General features: G+C 65.3%; 16 protein-coding genes. 6 read left to right on the top strand and 10 right to left on the bottom strand.

All coding sequences use genetic code 11. From position 1 onward, the window contains the following. Positions 1–5: 5 nt before the first annotated feature. The 3 genes from CH292_RS04790 to CH292_RS04780 form a co-directional block, all read right to left on the bottom strand. A complete protein-coding gene (locus tag CH292_RS04790; protein WP_094654104.1) occupies positions 6–1,664 on the bottom strand; it encodes a serine hydrolase in 1,659 nt (552 codons plus the stop codon). A 254-nt stretch (positions 1,665–1,918) separates the two neighbouring features. Beyond that, entirely contained in the window at positions 1,919–2,740 is an 822-nt protein-coding gene (locus CH292_RS04785) for an alpha/beta fold hydrolase (protein WP_019663725.1), read from the bottom strand. 130 nt (positions 2,741–2,870) lie between these two features. Next, positions 2,871–4,430, bottom strand: coding sequence for a GAF domain-containing sensor histidine kinase (locus CH292_RS04780; protein WP_094654103.1), 1,560 nt, complete (start codon positions 4,428–4,430; stop codon positions 2,871–2,873). An 88-nt stretch (positions 4,431–4,518) separates the two neighbouring features. Between CH292_RS04780 and CH292_RS04775 the strand changes: the two genes are divergently transcribed. Next, positions 4,519–4,905, top strand: a complete 387-nt coding sequence (locus tag CH292_RS04775; RefSeq protein WP_256977920.1) for a response regulator transcription factor — start codon at positions 4,519–4,521, stop codon at positions 4,903–4,905. Here CH292_RS04775 and CH292_RS04770 read toward each other — a convergent pair. The 4 genes from CH292_RS04770 to CH292_RS04755 all read right to left on the bottom strand — a co-directional run bounded on the left by CH292_RS04770 (position 4,880) and on the right by CH292_RS04755 (position 8,158). Then, complete coding sequence (locus tag CH292_RS04770; RefSeq protein ID WP_019663722.1) at positions 4,880–5,551, bottom strand: response regulator transcription factor; 672 nt, start codon at positions 5,549–5,551, stop codon at positions 4,880–4,882. The two genes, CH292_RS04775 and CH292_RS04770, sit on opposite strands and share 26 nt — an antisense overlap. A 59-nt stretch (positions 5,552–5,610) precedes the next feature. Beyond that, on the bottom strand, positions 5,611–6,330 hold the full coding sequence (locus CH292_RS04765) for a haloacid dehalogenase type II (RefSeq protein WP_094654101.1): 720 nt from the start codon (positions 6,328–6,330) through the stop codon (positions 5,611–5,613). Between the two features lie 84 nt (positions 6,331–6,414). Beyond that, on the bottom strand, positions 6,415–6,615 hold the full coding sequence (locus tag CH292_RS04760; RefSeq protein ID WP_094654100.1) for a hypothetical protein: 201 nt from the start codon (positions 6,613–6,615) through the stop codon (positions 6,415–6,417). 55 nt (positions 6,616–6,670) lie between these two features. Beyond that, positions 6,671–8,158 carry an MDR family MFS transporter gene (locus tag CH292_RS04755; protein WP_019663719.1) on the bottom strand — a complete coding sequence of 496 codons (1,488 nt, stop codon included), beginning with the start codon at positions 8,156–8,158 and terminating at the stop codon, positions 6,671–6,673. Between the two features lie 119 nt (positions 8,159–8,277). On the opposite strand from CH292_RS04755, the gene CH292_RS04745 reads away from it, so the two are divergent. Together CH292_RS04745 and CH292_RS04740 are read left to right on the top strand one after the other, a co-directional pair. Next, complete coding sequence (locus CH292_RS04745; RefSeq protein WP_230594270.1) at positions 8,278–8,979, top strand: TetR/AcrR family transcriptional regulator; 702 nt, start codon at positions 8,278–8,280, stop codon at positions 8,977–8,979. Positions 8,980–8,989: 10 nt separating this feature from the next. Next, positions 8,990–9,568, top strand: a complete 579-nt coding sequence (locus CH292_RS04740; RefSeq protein ID WP_019663717.1) for a hypothetical protein — start codon at positions 8,990–8,992, stop codon at positions 9,566–9,568. Positions 9,569–9,602: 34 nt separating this feature from the next. Here CH292_RS04740 and CH292_RS04735 read toward each other — a convergent pair whose 3' ends face one another. After that, positions 9,603–10,547 (bottom strand): phosphoglycerate dehydrogenase, encoded by a 945-nt coding sequence (locus CH292_RS04735; protein ID WP_019663716.1) that lies wholly within the window; start codon positions 10,545–10,547, stop codon positions 9,603–9,605. A gap of 2 nt (positions 10,548–10,549) precedes the next feature. Beyond that, positions 10,550–11,641: a tartrate dehydrogenase gene (locus tag CH292_RS04730; protein WP_019663715.1), complete on the bottom strand. Its 1,092-nt coding sequence runs from the start codon at positions 11,639–11,641 to the stop codon at positions 10,550–10,552. A gap of 151 nt (positions 11,642–11,792) precedes the next feature. Here CH292_RS04730 and CH292_RS04725 point away from each other — a divergent pair, with 151 nt between their 5' ends. The 3 genes from CH292_RS04725 to CH292_RS04715 all read left to right on the top strand — a co-directional run bounded on the left by CH292_RS04725 (position 11,793) and on the right by CH292_RS04715 (position 14,960). Further along, on the top strand, positions 11,793–12,689 hold the full coding sequence (locus tag CH292_RS04725) for a LysR family transcriptional regulator (RefSeq protein ID WP_094654099.1): 897 nt from the start codon (positions 11,793–11,795) through the stop codon (positions 12,687–12,689). A 28-nt stretch (positions 12,690–12,717) separates the two neighbouring features. Continuing rightward, positions 12,718–13,269 carry a TetR/AcrR family transcriptional regulator gene (locus tag CH292_RS04720; RefSeq protein ID WP_033189243.1) on the top strand — a complete coding sequence of 184 codons (552 nt, stop codon included), beginning with the start codon at positions 12,718–12,720 and terminating at the stop codon, positions 13,267–13,269. A gap of 104 nt (positions 13,270–13,373) precedes the next feature. Continuing rightward, positions 13,374–14,960 carry a GMC oxidoreductase gene (locus tag CH292_RS04715; RefSeq protein ID WP_179277906.1) on the top strand — a complete coding sequence of 529 codons (1,587 nt, stop codon included), beginning with the start codon at positions 13,374–13,376 and terminating at the stop codon, positions 14,958–14,960. A 19-nt stretch (positions 14,961–14,979) separates the two neighbouring features. On the opposite strand, the gene CH292_RS04710 is transcribed toward CH292_RS04715, so the two are convergent. Then, positions 14,980–17,154, bottom strand: coding sequence for an HNH endonuclease signature motif containing protein (locus CH292_RS04710; RefSeq protein WP_094654097.1), 2,175 nt, complete (start codon positions 17,152–17,154; stop codon positions 14,980–14,982). Positions 17,155–17,256 lie beyond the last annotated feature (102 nt).

Genomic DNA, 17,256 nt, shown 5'->3' with positions numbered 1-17,256 from the left:
ACGCGTCAGGAGCGGGTGAACGTGCCGAGTCCGAGAGGATCGAGATACTCGACGGTGAGTGTGGTCGGCGCTCCGGGGGTGAGGGCGAACTCGGCGCCTGTCGGCCCCGACGCGTTCTCGCCGACGGGCTCGAACCAGTAGGTGTCGCCGTCGTAGTGGGTGAGGGGGTAACTCGACTGCAGTTCCTTGCCGAGTTTCAGCACCAGTTCGTCGCCTTCGGCAGTGACTTCGGCAGCGCCGTAGAACGGGCTGGTGTACGTGCCGACGTAACTGCTCGGCTCCCGTGCAGGCGTCGCCGACCCGGGCGGATTCTCGTAGTCCGTCTCGGAACGGCCGTGCTCGACCATCTTCTCGAACTGGCCTGCGATGAACGGCGCCCAGTCGACGGTGAGTTCACCGTTCTTGGCGTAGTCCATGAACTGTGCCGCAATGGTTTCCGAGACACCGACGGGTGCGGTGTTGGCGAGTACGACGATGCCGAGTTGCTCGCTCGGTAGCATCACGACGTCGGTGCTCGCGCCGAGTCCGAACGCCCCTGCATGACTGACCTCGACGCGGCCCTGACTGTCGGTGCCGACATTGAAGCCGATGCCGTAGAAAGTGTCTCGCGCGCCTGGCGTCTCCGCGGGGTGGGCGAGGGAATGCGCTTGGTGGGTGAACTGCAGGGCTTCGGGCTCGACGACGGTGGTGCCGTCGTACTCCCCGCCCGCGAGTTCCATGCGGATCCACTGGGCCATGTCGTCGACGGAGGACGCTGCACCACCCGCCGGGGCCTGGCCTTCGGGATCGCTGACGTACTTCGCCTCCCACGTGGTCGAACCCGGTTCCGTCGGAACGTGATTGAAGGCATGGTTGGGCGAGTCGACCCATTCCTGCTGACTCGACGTCGTGTTGGTCATGCCGAGGGGTTCGTAGATCTTCTGCTCGGACAGTTCCGCCCACGTGGTGCCCTGGGATTTGGCTGCTGCCACGCCTGCTGCGGAGAACCCGTAGTTGGTATAGTCGTAATTGTCGCGAAACGGTTCCAACGGAACCTGATTCAATCGGGCGATGATCTCGTCGTAGCTGTAGCCGAGGTCTTCGAGGAGGTCGCCTGCGTGATCGGGCAGGCCGGAGCGGTGCGACATCAGGTCGGTGAAGCTGGCATTCTCGGTGACGTACGGATCCGACACCGCGAAACCCGGTTCGAACCGGCGGATCGGCTCGTCCCAGTCGAGCTTGCCTTCGCCGACCAGCGAGGCGACCACCGACGACGCAACGGGCTTCGACACCGAGGCAAGCTGGAACATGGTGTTGGTGTCCACCGGGTCCGGTTCGCCCACCTTGCGTACACCGAAACCTTTCGAATACAGCACTTCGTCCTGGTAGACGACCGCGACGGCGATACCGGGAGCGCCCGTTCGCGCCATCATGTCCTCGACGTACCCGTCGAGTTGTCCGACGGCGGCGTCGACGGCTGCCCGGTCGATCGACGCGGGTGGAACCTGCGGAGGAGCCTCGGCGAGTGCGCTCGCGTTCGTCTCCGATCCTGCATTGGAGTCGGCGTTGGAAGCGGAGTCCGTGCCGGCGGTGGAACTACACGCCAGAAGCACGGTCATCCCGAGTGCGAGGACGGTGAGAGCCGACAATCGCGCACGAACGAGGGGAGTGCATGTCCCGACCATCGAGTTGCTCCGTCCGAAGCGTCACGTGTTCTCACGTGGACGGTTCGTGGGCACTGTCCACGAGTCCACGAGCACAGATCGATTTGGCAGGCGCGCCGATCCCGACGACGGACGCTGCGCACTGTGGCGATGACGATACACCCGTGACTGCATGTTGCACTATGTAATTTGCAGTATTGGGCAGATTCCGTGCCGTGCGTGTGGAACCACCACGGTCGTGACTCCACACGCACGGAAGAGAGGTACGGCCCGCGCTACTTCGCGATGAAAGCGAGAATGTCTGCGTCCAAGGCCTTCTGGTAATCGCCGTGGATGCCGTGCGGTGCACCGGGATAGACTTTGAGCGTGCCGTCCTTGACGAGGCCGATGGACTTCAGCGCTGCCGCGGCGATCGGCACGATCTGATCGTCGTCGCCCTGAGCGATGAACACGGGAACGGTCAGAGCCTTCAGGTCCTCGGTGAAGTCGGTCTCGGAGAACGCCTTGACGCAGTCGTACGCCGCGGCGAGGTTCACCAGCATGCCCTGACGCCAGAAGTCGTCCTTCGCTCCCTGCGACACCTGTGCGCCGTCGCGGTTGGCCCCGAAGAACGGCTCGGCGAGATCCTTGTAGAACTGCGACCGGTCGGTCAGGACGCCGTTGCGGATGTCGTCGAGCGCCTCGATCGGGGTGCCCTCCGGATTGGCGTCGGACTTCAGCATGATGGGAGGTACGGCACCCGCCGTGATGACCCGGGCGACGCGGGTTCCGCCGTGCTGCGCTGCGTAGCGGACGACCTCGCCGCCTCCGGTGGAGTGACCGATGAGAGTGAGCTCCTGCAGATCGAGTGCCTCGACGAGTTCGGCGAGGTCGCGAGCATACGTGTCCATGTCGTTGCCGGTGTAGGTCTTCGAGGAACGTCCGTGGCCGCGGCGATCGTGGGCAATGGCGCGGTATCCGGCGTCGGCGAGCAGCTTGAGTTCGAGCTGCCACGCATCCGAGGACAGCGGCCACCCGTGGCTGAGCAGCACCGGCTTACCGGTGCCCTGCTCGGTGTAGTAAATCTCGGTTCCGTCGGTTGTGGTGATGTACGGCATGGTGAGCTCCTCGAATGGAAATGCTGGGCCCCGAAAGGGTGGTACCCAGAACACTCGTCCACGCGCGCGTCGATGTCGTCGCGGCTGGCGTCCACACCGTGTGCCTGATTTCGGCCGGGCGCGATACCGGCTAGCCGGTAGGCGCCGCGATGGTGACCGTGAGAGACGTGCCCGCACCGGGAGGGCTGTGCAGTGCCAGCGTGCCGCCTGCTGCCGCCACCCTGTCGTGCAGACCGATCAGGCCCGATCCGAGGGTGGGGTCGGCGCCGCCCCGACCGTCGTCGGCGACGGTGAGGGTCAGGTCGCCGTCGGTGACGACCGCAGTCACCTGGACATGTGAGGCGCCGGCGTATTTGGCAGTGTTGGTGAGTGATTCGGCGACGACGTAATACGCTGCCACTTCGATGGAGTCGTCCAGGCGAACCGGAATGTCCGTCGTGAGCGATACCGGTACCGGGCTGCGACGAGCAAGCGTCTTGAGTGCAGGCGCCAGTCCGCCGCGCGAGAGGATGGCGGGGTGTATGCCGCGTGAGAGCTCGCGGAGATCGGAGTGTATCTGCGCGAGTGTGTCGACACTGCGGTCCAGGCTCTGTCTCAGCTCGCGCAGATCCTCGGGAACGACGGCCTGTGCTGTTCTCAATTCCATTCCGAGAGAGACGATTCTCTGTTGCGCGCCGTCGTGCAGGTCTCGTTCGATGCTCCGTCGGGCCTGGTCCGCAGCGGCGACGACACGAGCCCGCGACCGGGTGAGCTCTTCTCGCGTCTCGCTGTTGTAGACGGCGGTGGCGAGGAGGTCCGCGAAGTCGGTCAGTCGGTCTTGCAGATCGGGCTCGACCGAGCTCTCGGTGGAGCCGACGACGATCGCACCCCAGATTCTTCCGTCGACGCTGATCGGTACGCCCAGGCCGAGTGCAATTCCTCGGCCCTGGAGACGGTCGACGATATCGCCTGTTGCGGTGGTGAAGTCGATCGTCGCGGGTCGGCCCGTCGCGGCGACCGCGGTGCACACGTTGTGTCCGCCGAGCGTGAGCCTTTCACCGGGAGTGAGCCGATGTCCTTCGGTGGTGTCACGCCCCGCGAGCACCACGTACGTCCCCGGCGTCGAGCTGTCCAACCCCGAACGAGCCTGCACGGGGTCGAAATGCACGGGGTCGAAATGCACGACGGAGACGTGCTCGATGCCGAGACCTCCGGCGAGCTCGGCGGTGACGGCGGCGTAGACCTCGTCCGGCTCGGCCCTGGAGGCGACGAGGGTGGCGACCCGTCGAAGCGACGCTTGTTGTCGCGCCAACGCCGTGGCTCGGCGGTTCTGCCGCGCCGATTCCACTGCACGCAAACGGGACTGCCCGACGAGCGTGTTCGTCAGCAGCGCGAGAGCCAGGAAGACGACGACTGCGGGGACCAGGCTTTCGCTGCTTTCGATGACGTGGATGTACGCGTATGCCGCGGCGCTGGCAATCGAGGTCGCGATCGACAACCGAAATCCCCAACCGGCGGAGACGACCAGCACACCGAACAGGAAGACCGCGCCGAAGGCGTTCTCGGGTGCGATCCGTTTGAGCATCAGAACCACGACGATCTCGACCAGAACGAGCGCCGCGGCGAGGGCGATTCCGCAGGCGACGGGAGGGGAGCTGGGACGCAGCACCAGGGTGACGAGGCGCTCCTTGCGTGCAACGGACGTAGTCATCGGACGTAGTCATCGGACGTAGCCCGCGGGACGAGTATTCCGGCTAGCGGGCATGTCGGCCGAGGCGGCGTCTGACACCCTGGGTGAAGTGAAGTCCTTCGCCCGCAGCTGCCTCATCGTCGACGACAGCGACGCGTTCTGCCTGTCGGCGCGCCGAATTCTGGAGGCGACAGACGTCACGGTCGTCGGAACTGCGTCGACGCTCGCGCAGGCGGTGGAGATCGTCCTGGGCGCACGCCCGGATCTGGTTCTGGTCGACATCGACCTCGGTGACGAGAGCGGGTTCGACGTGGTGGAAGCAATCGCCGAGGCGGGCGCCGAATCACGGCCGTCGATCATTCTGGTGTCCACGCACGACGAAGACGACTTCGCGGACCTCGTGGAATCGAGCTCGGCCGTCGGGTTCCTGCCGAAGTTCGACCTGTCGGCCGAGTCGATTCGAACGCTGCTCACGACAGTGTGTCGAGATACATGATCACGGCGCGCACGCGTCGGTGGTCGTCCGCGGTCTCGGCCAGATCCAGCTTGGTGAGAATGCTGCGGACGTGCTTCTCGACGGTGCCCTCGGTGATCCACAGGCGACGGCCGATACCGGCGTTGGACAGCCCCTCGGCCATGTGAGTGAGCACGTCACGTTCCCGTGCGGTCAGCGCGCCCAGCGGATCGTCGCGGCGTTTCGCCGCAACCAACTCGTAGACGAGCGCAGGATCGATCACGGACGATCCTGCGGCGACGCGTTCGACGACGCCGACGAAATCGTCGACATCGGTGACGCGACTCTTGAGCAGATACCCGATGCCCTGGGCCGACCCGTTCTTCATGTCGTCGAGCAGTTCCAGCGCATGCTCCACCTCGACGTGAGCGGAGAGCAGAAGCATCGAGACGCCCGGGAATTCGCTGCGAATGCGGAGTGCGGCGTCGAGCCCCTCCGCGGTGTAGGTCGGCGGCATTCTGATGTCGACGATCGCCAACTGCGGACGCTCACGGTCCACCAGTGCGAGCAGTTCCTCGGCGTCGCCTGCCGTGCCGACCACGTCGAGCTCGGCCCGAGTCAGCAGGCTGGACAGCCCCTCCCTCAGCAGTACGTCGTCATCGGCGATCACTACCCGCAGCCCTGCCATCACGCTCCCTCACGCTGGTGTCGAGAGAGCAGTGTGCATCGGCGGTGCGTCCGCCGTCATCAGTCGTTCGACTCTAAAGCTGCGGCGGCGAAGTCCGCCATGGACGGAAACTCGAGACCGTAGCCGACGTCGCCCGTCGGCTCGGGTGTCGCGCCCCACCCCGGTCGTGCGTGTCGACGGTTGATCCACACGGAGGCGAGGCCGTGGCGCGCAGCAGGGACGTGGTCGTGGAACAGGCTCTGCGCGACGTGCAGAAGTCGGGTCCTCGGGATGCCGAGATCCGCGAGCGTGGCGTCGAGAGCGTCGAAGTGCTGGGGTGCCGGCTTGTACGCTCCGACATCCTCCGCGGTGATGATCCGGTCGAATCGAACGCCGAGACGGGCGTTGCTTCCGGCGAATCCGTCGCGGTGAACGTTGGACAGGATGATCAACGAGTATCTCGACGCGAGAGCCGCCAGAGCGTCGTGACTGTCTGCGAACGCGGGCCACTCGGGGACCGAACTGCCCAGGCGCGTCGCCCACGTATCGGAGACCGGAGCCCCGAGAACCTCGCCGGTGCGACGGAACGCGTCGGCGAGGATGTCGGGATACAGCGACCCGGGTGAATCCACCTCGGCCTGCGCCTCGTTCGCGGCGTACGCGAGCAACAGTTCCTCGTCGGACATCGTCAGCCCGACATCCCGCGCCCAGGGCGCGAGAACCGCGGCGATTCCGGTTTCCCAATCGATCAGAGTGCCGTAACAATCGAAACTCAAGACGTCGTACTGGGCAAGATCCACGGACGGTCCTCACTGCTCGGCTCGGCTCAACACCGTAACGCCGGATATCGCGGACCGCACGTGGTGCGAGTTCGACGCCGGGCGTCAGTCCGAGGACTTGCCTTCAGTTGCGTCCCCGTCGGTTGCATCCCCGTCGGCGAGATCCGGAGCGAGCTCGCGGGTGGCCATGCCGCCGTTCTTGCCTTCGTCGACGGGACCAGGATGCCCGCCCTTCGGAGAATCCTCGGAGCGGGCATCGGTGTTGCTGTGGTCAGGGGTGTTGCTGTGGTCAGGGGTGTTGGTCATGCCGACTGGAGTAACCGTTGTCCAGCGGCTTCAACCGCCGGGCACGGTACGGGCGCTAGGCGGTCCTGACTTCCTCCGGCTGAACGCGCTCGGCCGGCTGGTCGGCTGCAGGCCTGCGGATGAAGAACGAGGCCGCTACCGCGACGAGGGAGACGACGCCTCCGCACAGGAAGGCGGTGTGGATACCGTCCTGGCTGGCCGCGGTCTCCGCGACTCCGGAGGCAACGCGTGAGGCTGCCGTCGTGGACATGACGGTCACGAACAGTGCCGTACCGGCGGCGCCCGCCAACTGCTGGAGGGTGTTGAAGATCGCGCTGCCGTGCGAGTAGAGGTGCTTCGGCAACGATCCCAGCGACGACGTCATCAGCGGTGTCATGATCGTGGCGAGACCGACCGACAGAACACAGTGGATCGCGACGACCATCGGGAGCGAGGACTCGGCGTCGAGCAGGGTCATCGCCCAGAGAGCGGCGCTGACGATCATCGCCCCGGGAATGACGAGGGGCCGCGGGCCGATTCGGTCGAATGCGCGTCCGACGAACGGCGCGAGCAGGCCCATCGTCAGACCGCCGGGCAGAAGCATGAGTCCGGTGGTCAGCGTGTCGAGTCCGAGGATGTTCTGCAGGTACATCGGCAGCAGGATCAAGGCACCGAACAGGGCCATCATGCTGATCATCAGCATGCCGAGTCCGATGGTGAACGTCGGTGTGGAGAACGGCCGCATGTTGAGCAGGGCACGCTCCGAGTCCTGACGGGCGATCTGTCGCATCACGAAGATCGCCAGCGCAACCACTCCGACGGTCAACGGAATCCACACGGGGATCGACGATCCCTCGGCGGAGTGGCCGATGCTGCTCAGCCCGTAGACGAGTCCACCGAATGCCAGCGCGGACAGTACGACCGACAACCCATCGAAGGATGGCCTGCTGGTCGGCGTCACGTTCTTGACCAGTCCGACGCCGATGCCGAAGGCGATCAACGCGATCGGCAGCACGAGCCAGAACATCCAGCGCCAGTCGAGTGCGTCGAGGATGATGCCGGAGATCGTCGGGCCGACGGCAGGAGCCACGGCGATCACGATGGAGATGACGCCCATCATCTTTCCTCGCTCGTGGGCCGGAACGAGGTTGAGGACGGTGTTCATCAGCAACGGCAGCATGAGGGCGGTGCCGCTGGCCTGGACGATGCGGCCCGCGAGCAACAGTTCGAACCCGGGAGCCGACGCCGCCAGCAGGGTGCCGACGGTGAACAACGTCATCGCGGCGACGAACACCTGACGCAACGTGAAGCGCTGGAACAGGTATCCGGTCGTCGGGATGACGACGGCCATGGTGAGCATGAAGCCGGTGGTCAGCCATTGTGCGGTCGTTGCGGTGATGCTCAGGTCCACCATCAACCGCGGCAGCGCGACACTCATGATCGTCTCGTTGAGGATCATGACGAATGCCGCGACCACCAGGACGCCGATGAGCAGCTTCCCGCCCGGCGGCAGCTGTGAGGCCTCGTTCTTGCTCGGCGAAGTATCCATCGCGTCTGTCTGCATGTTCAGTGATTCCTCGAAGTGTGGCCGACGTTCTTGTTGACAGTGTGCGGCGAACTGACAGTGACTGTCAACTTGGAATGGACTGGTATGTTGAGGCCAACAGAAAGGGTGACGCGGAGATGAACAATGCGGGTGGGGCGCCAGCGCAGTCCGATCACGCGCAGTCCGATCATGCGCAGTCCGATCATGCGCAGTCCGATCATGCGCCGCCGGTGCTCGATCTAAGGGAACGACGGCGGCGCGAGACCCGGCTGGACATCAACCTGGCTGCGCTCGACTTGTTCGAGCAGCGGGGAGTGGCCGCGACGACCGTCGACGAGATCGCCAAAGCGGCAGGCGTGTCGCCCAGTACGTTCTTTCGTCAGTTCAAGACGAAGGAAGAGTCGATCCTGTCGGTGGATCTCGATCTGGACGCCGAGATCGAGCAGTGGCTCGAGCACACCGACGCGCGCGACATCGACCTCGCCGGGATGGAAGCGATCTACGAACGCGCCGCTCTTCGGCTCGTCGGAGCCTCGGAGGAAACCACGAGCCGCGTGCTGCGTGCGCGTCGACTCATCAACGGAGACGCGCAGTTGCGAGCCACTGCGATCGCGATGGATGCAACCGCGCTGTGCCGCTTGTCCGACGCGCTGACGAGCGCCCTGAACGGCACGCGATCACGCACGTTCGCACGGCTGATGGTCGAGAGCGCGGGAATGACCCTTCGGATCGCGTTCGACGAGTGGGCCACACGCGTCGATGCAGGCGAGGACGCCGATCTCGCGGAAATCTATCGAACTACGCGCGGTGAACTGCGACAGGTGATCGGGCAGCAATAGTCTTCTCCACATGATTGCCACACTGCGGAGCCGCATCGTTCGGACGGCTGCGTACCGGCGCCTGTCCACTCGGGCGAGCGGACCGCTGACCCCCACTCGCGCTGCCGCCAGGCTGTCGGCGTACGTCTACGGAAACATCCTCGTGCTGACCGCGGTGGTCGCGGCGTCGCCCGCGAGCATCGACGACGGCGACGCGTTCCTCCTCGTGCTGGCCACCGCATCGACGACGTTCGTTGCCCACGTGTTCGCCGAGATCGTCGCGCGCAGCAACATTCCCGAGTCGGTGCACGGATCGACCGACACCCAGAAGAAGCAGACGGTGATCGACGAGATCCGAGACGCCGTCCCCATCGCGTCGTCCGGCACCGTTCCGGCGGCGATCCTCGCCCTCGCCTGGCTGTGGATCCTGCCGACGTTCTGGGCGCAGCTCATCGCCGGTGGGGTCGTGGTGTTTCGCATCGCGACACTGCAGATCGTCGCTCAGCGACTACGCGGCGAACCCCTCACGTTCAAGGTGTTCGTCGCCGGCCTGGTGACCGCGGCTCTGGCCGCCGTCATCGTGTTGCTGAAGGTCTACACCTCGCACTGAACTGTCAGGGCCGGCAGTCTCAGGCCAGGCAGAGTCAGGTCAGGTTCACCCGACCGAGCGGCTCGCCCCCGTCCAGGACTCGCAGAATGTCTTCCGCTGCCGAGCGACTCGCGCTCGCGCGTGCCTGCGCGGTCTGGCCGGCGAGGTGAGAAGTGACCACGACGCTCGGAAGCTCGCGCAGCGCACTGGCGGTCGGCAACGGCTCGACGTCCACCACGTCGAGCCCGGCCCCTGCGATACCGCCCGAGCGCACCGCGTCCGCCACGGCGTCCTCGTCGACCAGGGAACCTCGGGCCGTATTGATCAGCGAAGCAGTGCTTTTCATGATCGACAGTTCGCGAACGCCGATCATGCGCTTGTTCCGGGCCGTCGGCCGCACGTGCAGCGACACGAAATCGGACTCGGCAAGCACCTCGTCGAGACCGCAGTACTGCACCCGCCTCGCGGGGTCGGGGTACGACGTGTGGACCAGTACTCTCATTCCGAAACACGCGGCGAGCTCGGCCAGACGTGACCCGCTCGGCCCGAATCCGATGATCCCCAGCGTCGACCCGCGTAGTTCGACGGTGTCGTGCCGCGGCCAACCTCCGCTCGCCACCCCGGCGAGCGTCTCGCCGACGCGTCGAGCGCACATCGAGACCAGCATGAACGCCATCTCGGCGACGGCGTTGCTGTTGGCCCCCGGTGTGTTGCACACGGCGACCCCACGCCGCGAGGCCGCGTCCACGTCGATGGTGTCGTAACCCACCCCGCTGCGCGCAATGACGGTGAGATCGGGTGCTGCATCGATCATCTCGGCCGTGATCGGTTCTCCCGCCACGAGGGCGGCGTCGGCGACGGAGAGCAGCGAGGCCATCTCACCCGGAGGGCGCGCACCGCGTGCCGGGCTGTGGACGGTGGTGTGCCCACGGCCGCGAAGAAGCCGGTCGACGTCGTCACCCGGTTCGAGATAGTCGGTGGTGATCAGAATCCGTGCCATGCTCAGTGGCCGCTGACGTCCGACGCGAGCAGAGCATCCTTCACCGCGGCGCCGAGGCCGGCGGTGGTACCCGTGCCACCCAGATCCGGTGTGGCGTAGGAGCCGTCGGCCAGAACGGACTCGACGGCACGCAGAACCGCGGCGCCTGCCTCGGGCTCGCCGAGGTGCTCGAGCATCAGCGACGCGCTCCAGATCTGCCCGATCGGATTGGCGACGCCCTGCCCGGCGATGTCGGGTGCGGAACCGTGTACCGGCTCGAACAGGCTCGGGAACATCCTCTCCGGGTTGATGTTCGCGCTGGGTGCGATCCCGATCGTCCCGGTGCAGGCCGGGCCGAGATCGGACAGGATGTCGCCGAACAGGTTGCTGGCGACGACCACGTCGAACCAATCCGGATGCATCACGAAGTTCGCGGTCAGAATGTCGATGTGGTACTTGTCCACTCGGACGTCGTCGTACCCGGCGGCCATCTTCTCGACGCGTTCGTCCCAGTACGGCATGGTGATGGAAATCCCGTTGCTCTTCGTGGCCGAGGTCAGGTGGCGCGCAGGTCGCTGCTGGGCGAGATCGAAGGCGTACTTCAGGATTCGATCGACTCCCGTCCTGGTCATCACGGTTTCCTGGATGACGGTCTCCCGGTCCGTGCCCTCGAACATCGTGCCGCCGATGCTCGAGTACTCACCCTCGGTGTTCTCGCGAACGACATAGAAGTCGATCTCGCCCGGCTCGCGTCCGGCCAGAGGGCTTGTCACGCCCGGCATCGACTTGACCGGCCGGAGGTTGACGTACTGATCGAACGTGCGACGAAACTGCAGGAGGCTGCCCCACAACGACACGTGATCCGGCACCACATCCGGCCACCCGACCGCGCCGAAGAAGATGGCGTCGAAGCGATTCAGTTGATCGAACCAGCCGTCGGGCAGCATCTTTCCGTGGGCGGTGTAGTACTCCGCACTCGCGTAGTCGAACTCCTCGATATCGAGCGTGAAGTCGAACGTCGACGCGGCCGCCTGCAGAACCGCGAGACCCTCGGGAACCACTTCCTTGCCGATTCCGTCTCCGGCGATGACAGCGATTCTGTGCGTGGAACCCATCGAGCGGTCCTCCTGGTGTCGGTCTGTAGGTATCGGTCTATAGGCGTCGGTCTGTAGGTGACCGTTCGGTTCGACAGTAATTCGCAAGAAGCCGCGGAGAAAGGGGGCATCTGGCAAAGTATTCTTTCCTTGTAGGAAAGAAAGGCGTCGAATGCAGAAGGACGATCTCGGATTCTTCGAGGTGGTGGCCAGATCGGCGAGCCTCACCGCTGTGGGGCGCGAGCTGGGGGTGTCCGTCTCCTCGGTCAGCAAACGACTCGCTCAGCTCGAATCCAGGTTGGCGGTCCGCCTGGTCCATCGCAGTACCCGCAGGCTCACGTTGACGCCGGAAGGTGAGCGGTACGCACGCGGTGCCGCGGCCATTTCGGCCGACGTGGCCGAGCTGGAGGAATCGATCAGCGGCCACTACGCGGAGCTGCGGGGTCGACTTCGGGTTCACTCGTCGGTCGGGTTGGGGCGGGCGCACATCGCGCCACTGATGGCGGAGTTCGTGGCGTTGCACCCGAGACTCGAGGTGGACGTGGAACTCTCCGCGACACCTCCGGCGGCATCGATGACGCCGTACGACCTCTCCATCCGGGTTGGTGCGCTGCAGGATTCGAGGTCCACCGCCAAGCGGCTCGCGCGCAGCCGTCGGATCGTGGTCGCCTCGCCCGGGTACGTCGCCGAACACGGATCGCCTCGCACCATCGAGGAGATCCGCCGGCACAACTGCATCGTGCTGCGGCAGGACGCGGGTGACTTCGTGCTGTGGCGATTCGGCGTCGGCGCCGACGAGACGGCGCTGCGGGTCTCCGGGAACATGACGAGCAACGACGGGGACGTCACCACCGCGTGGTGTGTGGAGGGACGCGGTCTGCTGATGCGATCGCTGTGGCACGTCGGTCCGATGCTGCGCGACGGCTCGTTGGTGCAGGTTCTTCCGGACATCGCTACCCCCGACGCGGACATTCATGCCGTCTACTCGGCGGCTCCGCAGGTTCCACGACGGGTGCGCGCGGCCGTCGATCATCTTCGCGAACACCTGCCGCCGCGCCTGTCCGCGTGAAACTGCTGACGACGTAGATAATGGACGAATGCGGTCGCGCCAGAAGGTCCTCAACGCAACTCTGCGGTTGATCGAGGACGGTGGATTCGAGGGGGTCAACGTTGCCGCGGTCGCCGGTGCCGCGGGGGTCTCGCGGCAAACCGTCTACAGCATCTTCGGGTCTCGCGAAGAGGTCGTGTCTCAGGCGGTGGCCAGTCTGGTGCTGGAGATTCTGGGCGGCATTCGTGCGAGGCTCGAATCCACCGGCTCCGTGGCGGAGTTCGCGACCGAGATGATCGTGTCGGGACGTGACGCGTTTCGCTCCAATCCCGTGCTCGCGGCGCTTCTGGTGGCGGAGCAGGGAAACCCTGTCTTCGACTACGGGATGATCGCGCGCGCCAAACCTGTTGCGCGGCAGTTCTTCGACTCGCTCGTCGATCGCGGCATGGTCGACGAGCGGCACCTGGACGAGATCGTCGAGATCACCGTGCGCCTCGGCCTGTCGGTGATCGTCTTCGACAGCGATGCAGTGCGTACGGACGAGTCCCTTCGTGAGTTCCTCGGCAGGTGGCTCGAACCCGCGCTCGACCGACTGGCCTGACACCGCGTCCGAGAAAACCTTGACACTTCTTCGCCGGGGTGTCTAGTTTTGGGTCGACGCGGTCCGAAGGGGCTGTCGTTTCCGACGGGGTGGGGGTGGGCTCGTTGCCGACTGTGAGTCGCAGAACGTTCTTGACCGGGGCGGGGGTCGCTGTTGCGGGCGCCGCACTGGGAGGTAGCCGGGCCGGTGCCCGCTCGAGGGTGAACCGGGTGCCTCTCGTTCGAGAGGACCACCGCGTCGTCGTCGTGGGGTCCGGATTCGGCGGCGGCGTCGCCTCGCTTCGATTGGCGGAGGCCGGTGTGCCGGTGACGGTCCTCGAGCGTGGAATGCGCTGGCCGACGGGCCCGAACGCCGAGACGTTCCCGCACGCGGCCAACCCGGACAAACGCATTCTGTGGCACAGGTCCAACCCGCAGTTCTTCGGGAGACCGGTCGCCTTCGATCCGTACGCCGGTCTCCTCGAGGCCGTCGTCGGAGACAACATGACGGCGCTGTGTGCGGCCGGCGTCGGAGGCGGGTCACTCGTCTACCAGGGAATGACACTGCAACCCGCGGAACACGTCTTCGACGCCAATTTCCCGGACGGCCTCGACTGGAGGACCCTCGACCGCGTGCACTACCCGCGCGTGGCACGCATGCTCGGGCTGGCCACCGCACCGGACGAACTGATCGACAGTCCCAACTACCAGGCAGCGCGAGTGTTCGCCCGGAACGCGGAGCGTGAGGGATTTCCGGTATCGAAGATTCCGATGCCGATCGACTGGAACTACGCCCTCGCAGAACTGCGCGGAGAAATGGCACCGTCCTACACCAACGGCGACGGCGCTCTCGGGGTGAACAACGGTGGCAAGAACTCGGTCGACGTCACCTACATCGCCGCGGCCGAGGCGACGGGACTCGTCACCGTGGAAGTCCTGCACGAGGTCAGGGACGTGGAGAGGGCGCCCGACGGCAGGTGGACCCTCTACGTCGACCGAACGGACCTGTCGGGTGTGGTGCTCGAGAACAAGATTCTGACGACCGACACGCTGGTCATGGCCGCGGGAAGCACCAACACCACCAAGTTGCTGCTGCGGGCGTCCGCGTCGGGGCGTATCCCCGACATGCCGGATGCTCTCGGCGAAGGATGGGGTACCAACGCAGACCGCATCTACGTGTGGACCGACATCGTGAACGGGTTCGGACCGCAGCAGGGAGGACCCGTCGTCTACGGGAGCTTGCAGTGGGACGATCCGAATGCTGCCTTCACGATCATCCAGGCGTCGTTCCCGCCGCTCGGACTGGACGGCCGAAGTACGACGATGGTCGGGTACGGCGTGAGCGAGGGACGCGGAAGATTCGTGTACGACAGTGCCGTCGACGATGCGGTACTGCGGTGGCCGTGGGAGGGTGACTCGGGTATTCAGTTGTCGAAGATCGGGCCGGCTGCACACCGGTTGGCCGGTCCGTCGGGTGTACTCACCGACACCAACGCCCTCGTGCCGACCACGTGGCATCCACTCGGCGGCGCCAACATGGGTTCGGTGTGCGATCTCGAAGGTCGTGTCCTCGGGCAGCGTGGACTGTACGTTCTCGACGGGGCGCTTCTCCCCGGCAATGCGGCCGCCTGCAATCCGTCGATGACCATCGCAGCCATCGCAGAACGCGCCCTCGACCGATTGGTCACCGAGGACGTCGGCACGATCATCTAGCGTCCCGAGCGCAGAGCATTCAGAAGGGCGCCCGGTAGTTTCGTGTTTCTCGGGCTGCGATGACGGTTCGATGCTCGACGAACATGCGCCGAATGAACGTGGCATCCTCCCGGTCCTGGGTGTCGGTCATCCGCGCGATATCGCCGAGCGAGGGTATGCGAATGGTGCCGTCGGCCATCGGAGAATTCATGTTGGCGACCTTCGACCACGTCGAATCGGTGTCGGAGATGTGCATCTCCCACCATGTCGGCTCGTACAGTGCGTCGGAGGGCACCCGCTCCAGCGCCGCAGCAGCGTCTGCTCTGTCGGCGGACATGGGGTGCGCCGAGTCGTCCAGATCGCATGGGTCGACGACGTAGCCCATGCCGTTCTCTCGGTCCGAGTTCCATATCCACGATTCAGGCCGCATGCGGTGTTTCGATGTATGTCGGAACGTCGCGGGCACCACGACTGTCCCGAAGGTCGACGGTGTGATGTGGCGCAAGCCCGACGTCGACACCCAGTAGATCGCGTCGCCGGCCAATACCGCAGCGTTCCACAGCTTCAGTGTCTTCGCTTGATGGTGGTATTTGCACAGAGGCTGCAGGTTGGATCGAACGGTCCATCCGCCTGCGATGGGATCGTTGTGGTCGAACGGTACGACGTGGTCGATCTCGCACCGTTCGGACGGCACACTGCACCCAGGAAATGTGCACGTGCAGTGCGTAGCTCGCGTGAGTGCGACAAGCTCGGCCGACGGCCTGTACGTCAGCGCGCCAGGTGGCGGCTCGAGGAAACCGCCATGGCCGTCGGGGTGTACTCCGCGGGTCAACGATGAATTTTGCGCCGACGCGGACAGGAAGTCCTGTATGCACTTCGACAGATCGATGTCGCGGTGTCGGCCCTTCGACGACGTTGTTCTGTTGGCGGAAGCGGATTCCCGTGAAGGCAGCGGAGCTGCCGACCGGATCTTGCCACGGCGCAGCAGCCGCACAGCGCGCGGACCTTCCGACGCGCCGCCGCCCGAAGTTACCCGCGGTACAGGACCGGACGGAACATCAGGGTCGGACGGAACACCAGGGCCACCTGAGTCACCGGGGCCGTCGGTATCGCGGTCCCCGTCGTTGCCGTCGTTGCCGTCGTTGCCGTCGGTGTTGTGTTGCGGCGAGGCATCGTCGGACTCGACCCGGGCTTCGGCGGTGCGATCGGTTGCAGTGGTCGCGTGGTGCGCGGCGTCGAGAAGTTCGGTCAGTAGGATCTGCCACTCGGCACTGCCGGCAATGTGTCGTGCGATTTCAGGGTCGAGAACGGTTCCGTCTCCGAGGGTCGCGGGTTCGTTGGTCAGCCCCAGCAGTGTCTTGATGTCGATCATGATCTGGAGCAGGTGGGGGCGACGATCCTTGTGGACTCGCTCGGTGCTGCGGACAGGGCACTCTGCTCGACCGCAGGTGCAGAGGATGTAGTCCTCGCGGTGGAAGAGAGCCAGCAGTGCGAATCCTCGGAGCTGCTTCTTGGTCCGCGGATCACGGGAGCACACTGTCCCGATCAATTCTTCCAGAACTGAGTTGCATTCCGCGCCTTCGAGAGTGGACATCTTGGCAATGAGGGTGGCCGTACCGTCATCGCCTCGCTTCACCTCGGCGCAGCGCTCCTCGGATTCGGTTGCTTTCTGAGCGGCGGAGGCTTCGGCGGCGTCGTGCTCGAACCAGGCTCGCCAGATGTTCTCCTTGAGTGCTCTGGTGTTCATGCGCAGCGCGGCCGACAGTATGGACTCCTCCAACGCCGCGACCGTGGTGTCGCGTGCCTTCTCCAAGGTGAGTGCGATTGCCCGGGCGCGTGGGTAGTCCAAGTCGCCCTCGTCGAAGGCTGCGGAGACCCGAGGTAGGCGCCACGCGAGTTGCGCACCGACGGTCAACAGGTCACGCGTCATCATGCGGGAGAGGGACAATGCGACGGCGGCCTCGCATTCGACCGTGCGCCTGGCCAACGCGATGTCGGCTTCGTCCTCTCCTAAGTGATGTACGTCCATCTCCGTTGCGAATCTGAGTTCGGTCAAGTCGTGTACCGAACGGACCACCGCGGCAGCGCACCTGTTCTCGGCCCGGCGGGCATCTGCAAGCGAGGACAGCGCCGTCGCCGCAGCTGCATCGGCAGCTGCGCGAACCTCTCTGGTCGTGCCCCCCTGCATTCCCATGCCCCAAGTGTAATCGAACATCTATGCCCCTCCTTACTTTTGTGTGGGTAGCTTGACCTCGATTCCGCCGAGGTTGAGATAGATCATTGCTGTCAGTGATGCGGCGGAATGGTGGCCGTAGCC

The organism is Rhodococcus sp. 14-2470-1a (assembly GCF_002259425.1).
Lineage (GTDB): Bacteria > Actinomycetota > Actinomycetes > Mycobacteriales > Mycobacteriaceae > Rhodococcoides > Rhodococcoides fascians_E.
The sequence above is the reverse complement of the archived record's forward strand: the minus strand, read 5'-3'. Positions and strand labels throughout refer to the sequence as shown.

What these genes read in the sequence shown, in the direction of transcription:
- CH292_RS04745 (WP_230594270.1), top strand. Translation starts at nt 8,278, where the DNA reads ATGAACAATGCGGGTGGGGCGCCAGCGCAGTCCGATCACGCGCAGTCC.
- CH292_RS04735 (WP_019663716.1), bottom strand. Translation starts at nt 10,547, where the DNA reads ATGGCACGGATTCTGATCACCACCGACTATCTCGAACCGGGTGACGAC.
- CH292_RS04785 (WP_019663725.1), bottom strand. Translation starts at nt 2,740, where the DNA reads ATGCCGTACATCACCACAACCGACGGAACCGAGATTTACTACACCGAG.
- CH292_RS04730 (WP_019663715.1), bottom strand. Translation starts at nt 11,641, where the DNA reads ATGGGTTCCACGCACAGAATCGCTGTCATCGCCGGAGACGGAATCGGC.
- CH292_RS04760 (WP_094654100.1), bottom strand. Translation starts at nt 6,615, where the DNA reads ATGACCAACACCCCTGACCACAGCAACACCCCTGACCACAGCAACACC.
- CH292_RS04725 (WP_094654099.1), top strand. Translation starts at nt 11,793, where the DNA reads ATGCAGAAGGACGATCTCGGATTCTTCGAGGTGGTGGCCAGATCGGCG.
- CH292_RS04770 (WP_019663722.1), bottom strand. Translation starts at nt 5,551, where the DNA reads ATGGCAGGGCTGCGGGTAGTGATCGCCGATGACGACGTACTGCTGAGG.
- CH292_RS04790 (WP_094654104.1), bottom strand. Translation starts at nt 1,664, where the DNA reads ATGGTCGGGACATGCACTCCCCTCGTTCGTGCGCGATTGTCGGCTCTC.
- CH292_RS04780 (WP_094654103.1), bottom strand. Translation starts at nt 4,430, where the DNA reads ATGACTACGTCCGTTGCACGCAAGGAGCGCCTCGTCACCCTGGTGCTG.
- CH292_RS04740 (WP_019663717.1), top strand. Translation starts at nt 8,990, where the DNA reads ATGATTGCCACACTGCGGAGCCGCATCGTTCGGACGGCTGCGTACCGG.
- CH292_RS04710 (WP_094654097.1), bottom strand. Translation starts at nt 17,154, where the DNA reads ATGTTCGATTACACTTGGGGCATGGGAATGCAGGGGGGCACGACCAGA.
- CH292_RS04755 (WP_019663719.1), bottom strand. Translation starts at nt 8,158, where the DNA reads ATGCAGACAGACGCGATGGATACTTCGCCGAGCAAGAACGAGGCCTCA.
- CH292_RS04720 (WP_033189243.1), top strand. Translation starts at nt 12,718, where the DNA reads ATGCGGTCGCGCCAGAAGGTCCTCAACGCAACTCTGCGGTTGATCGAG.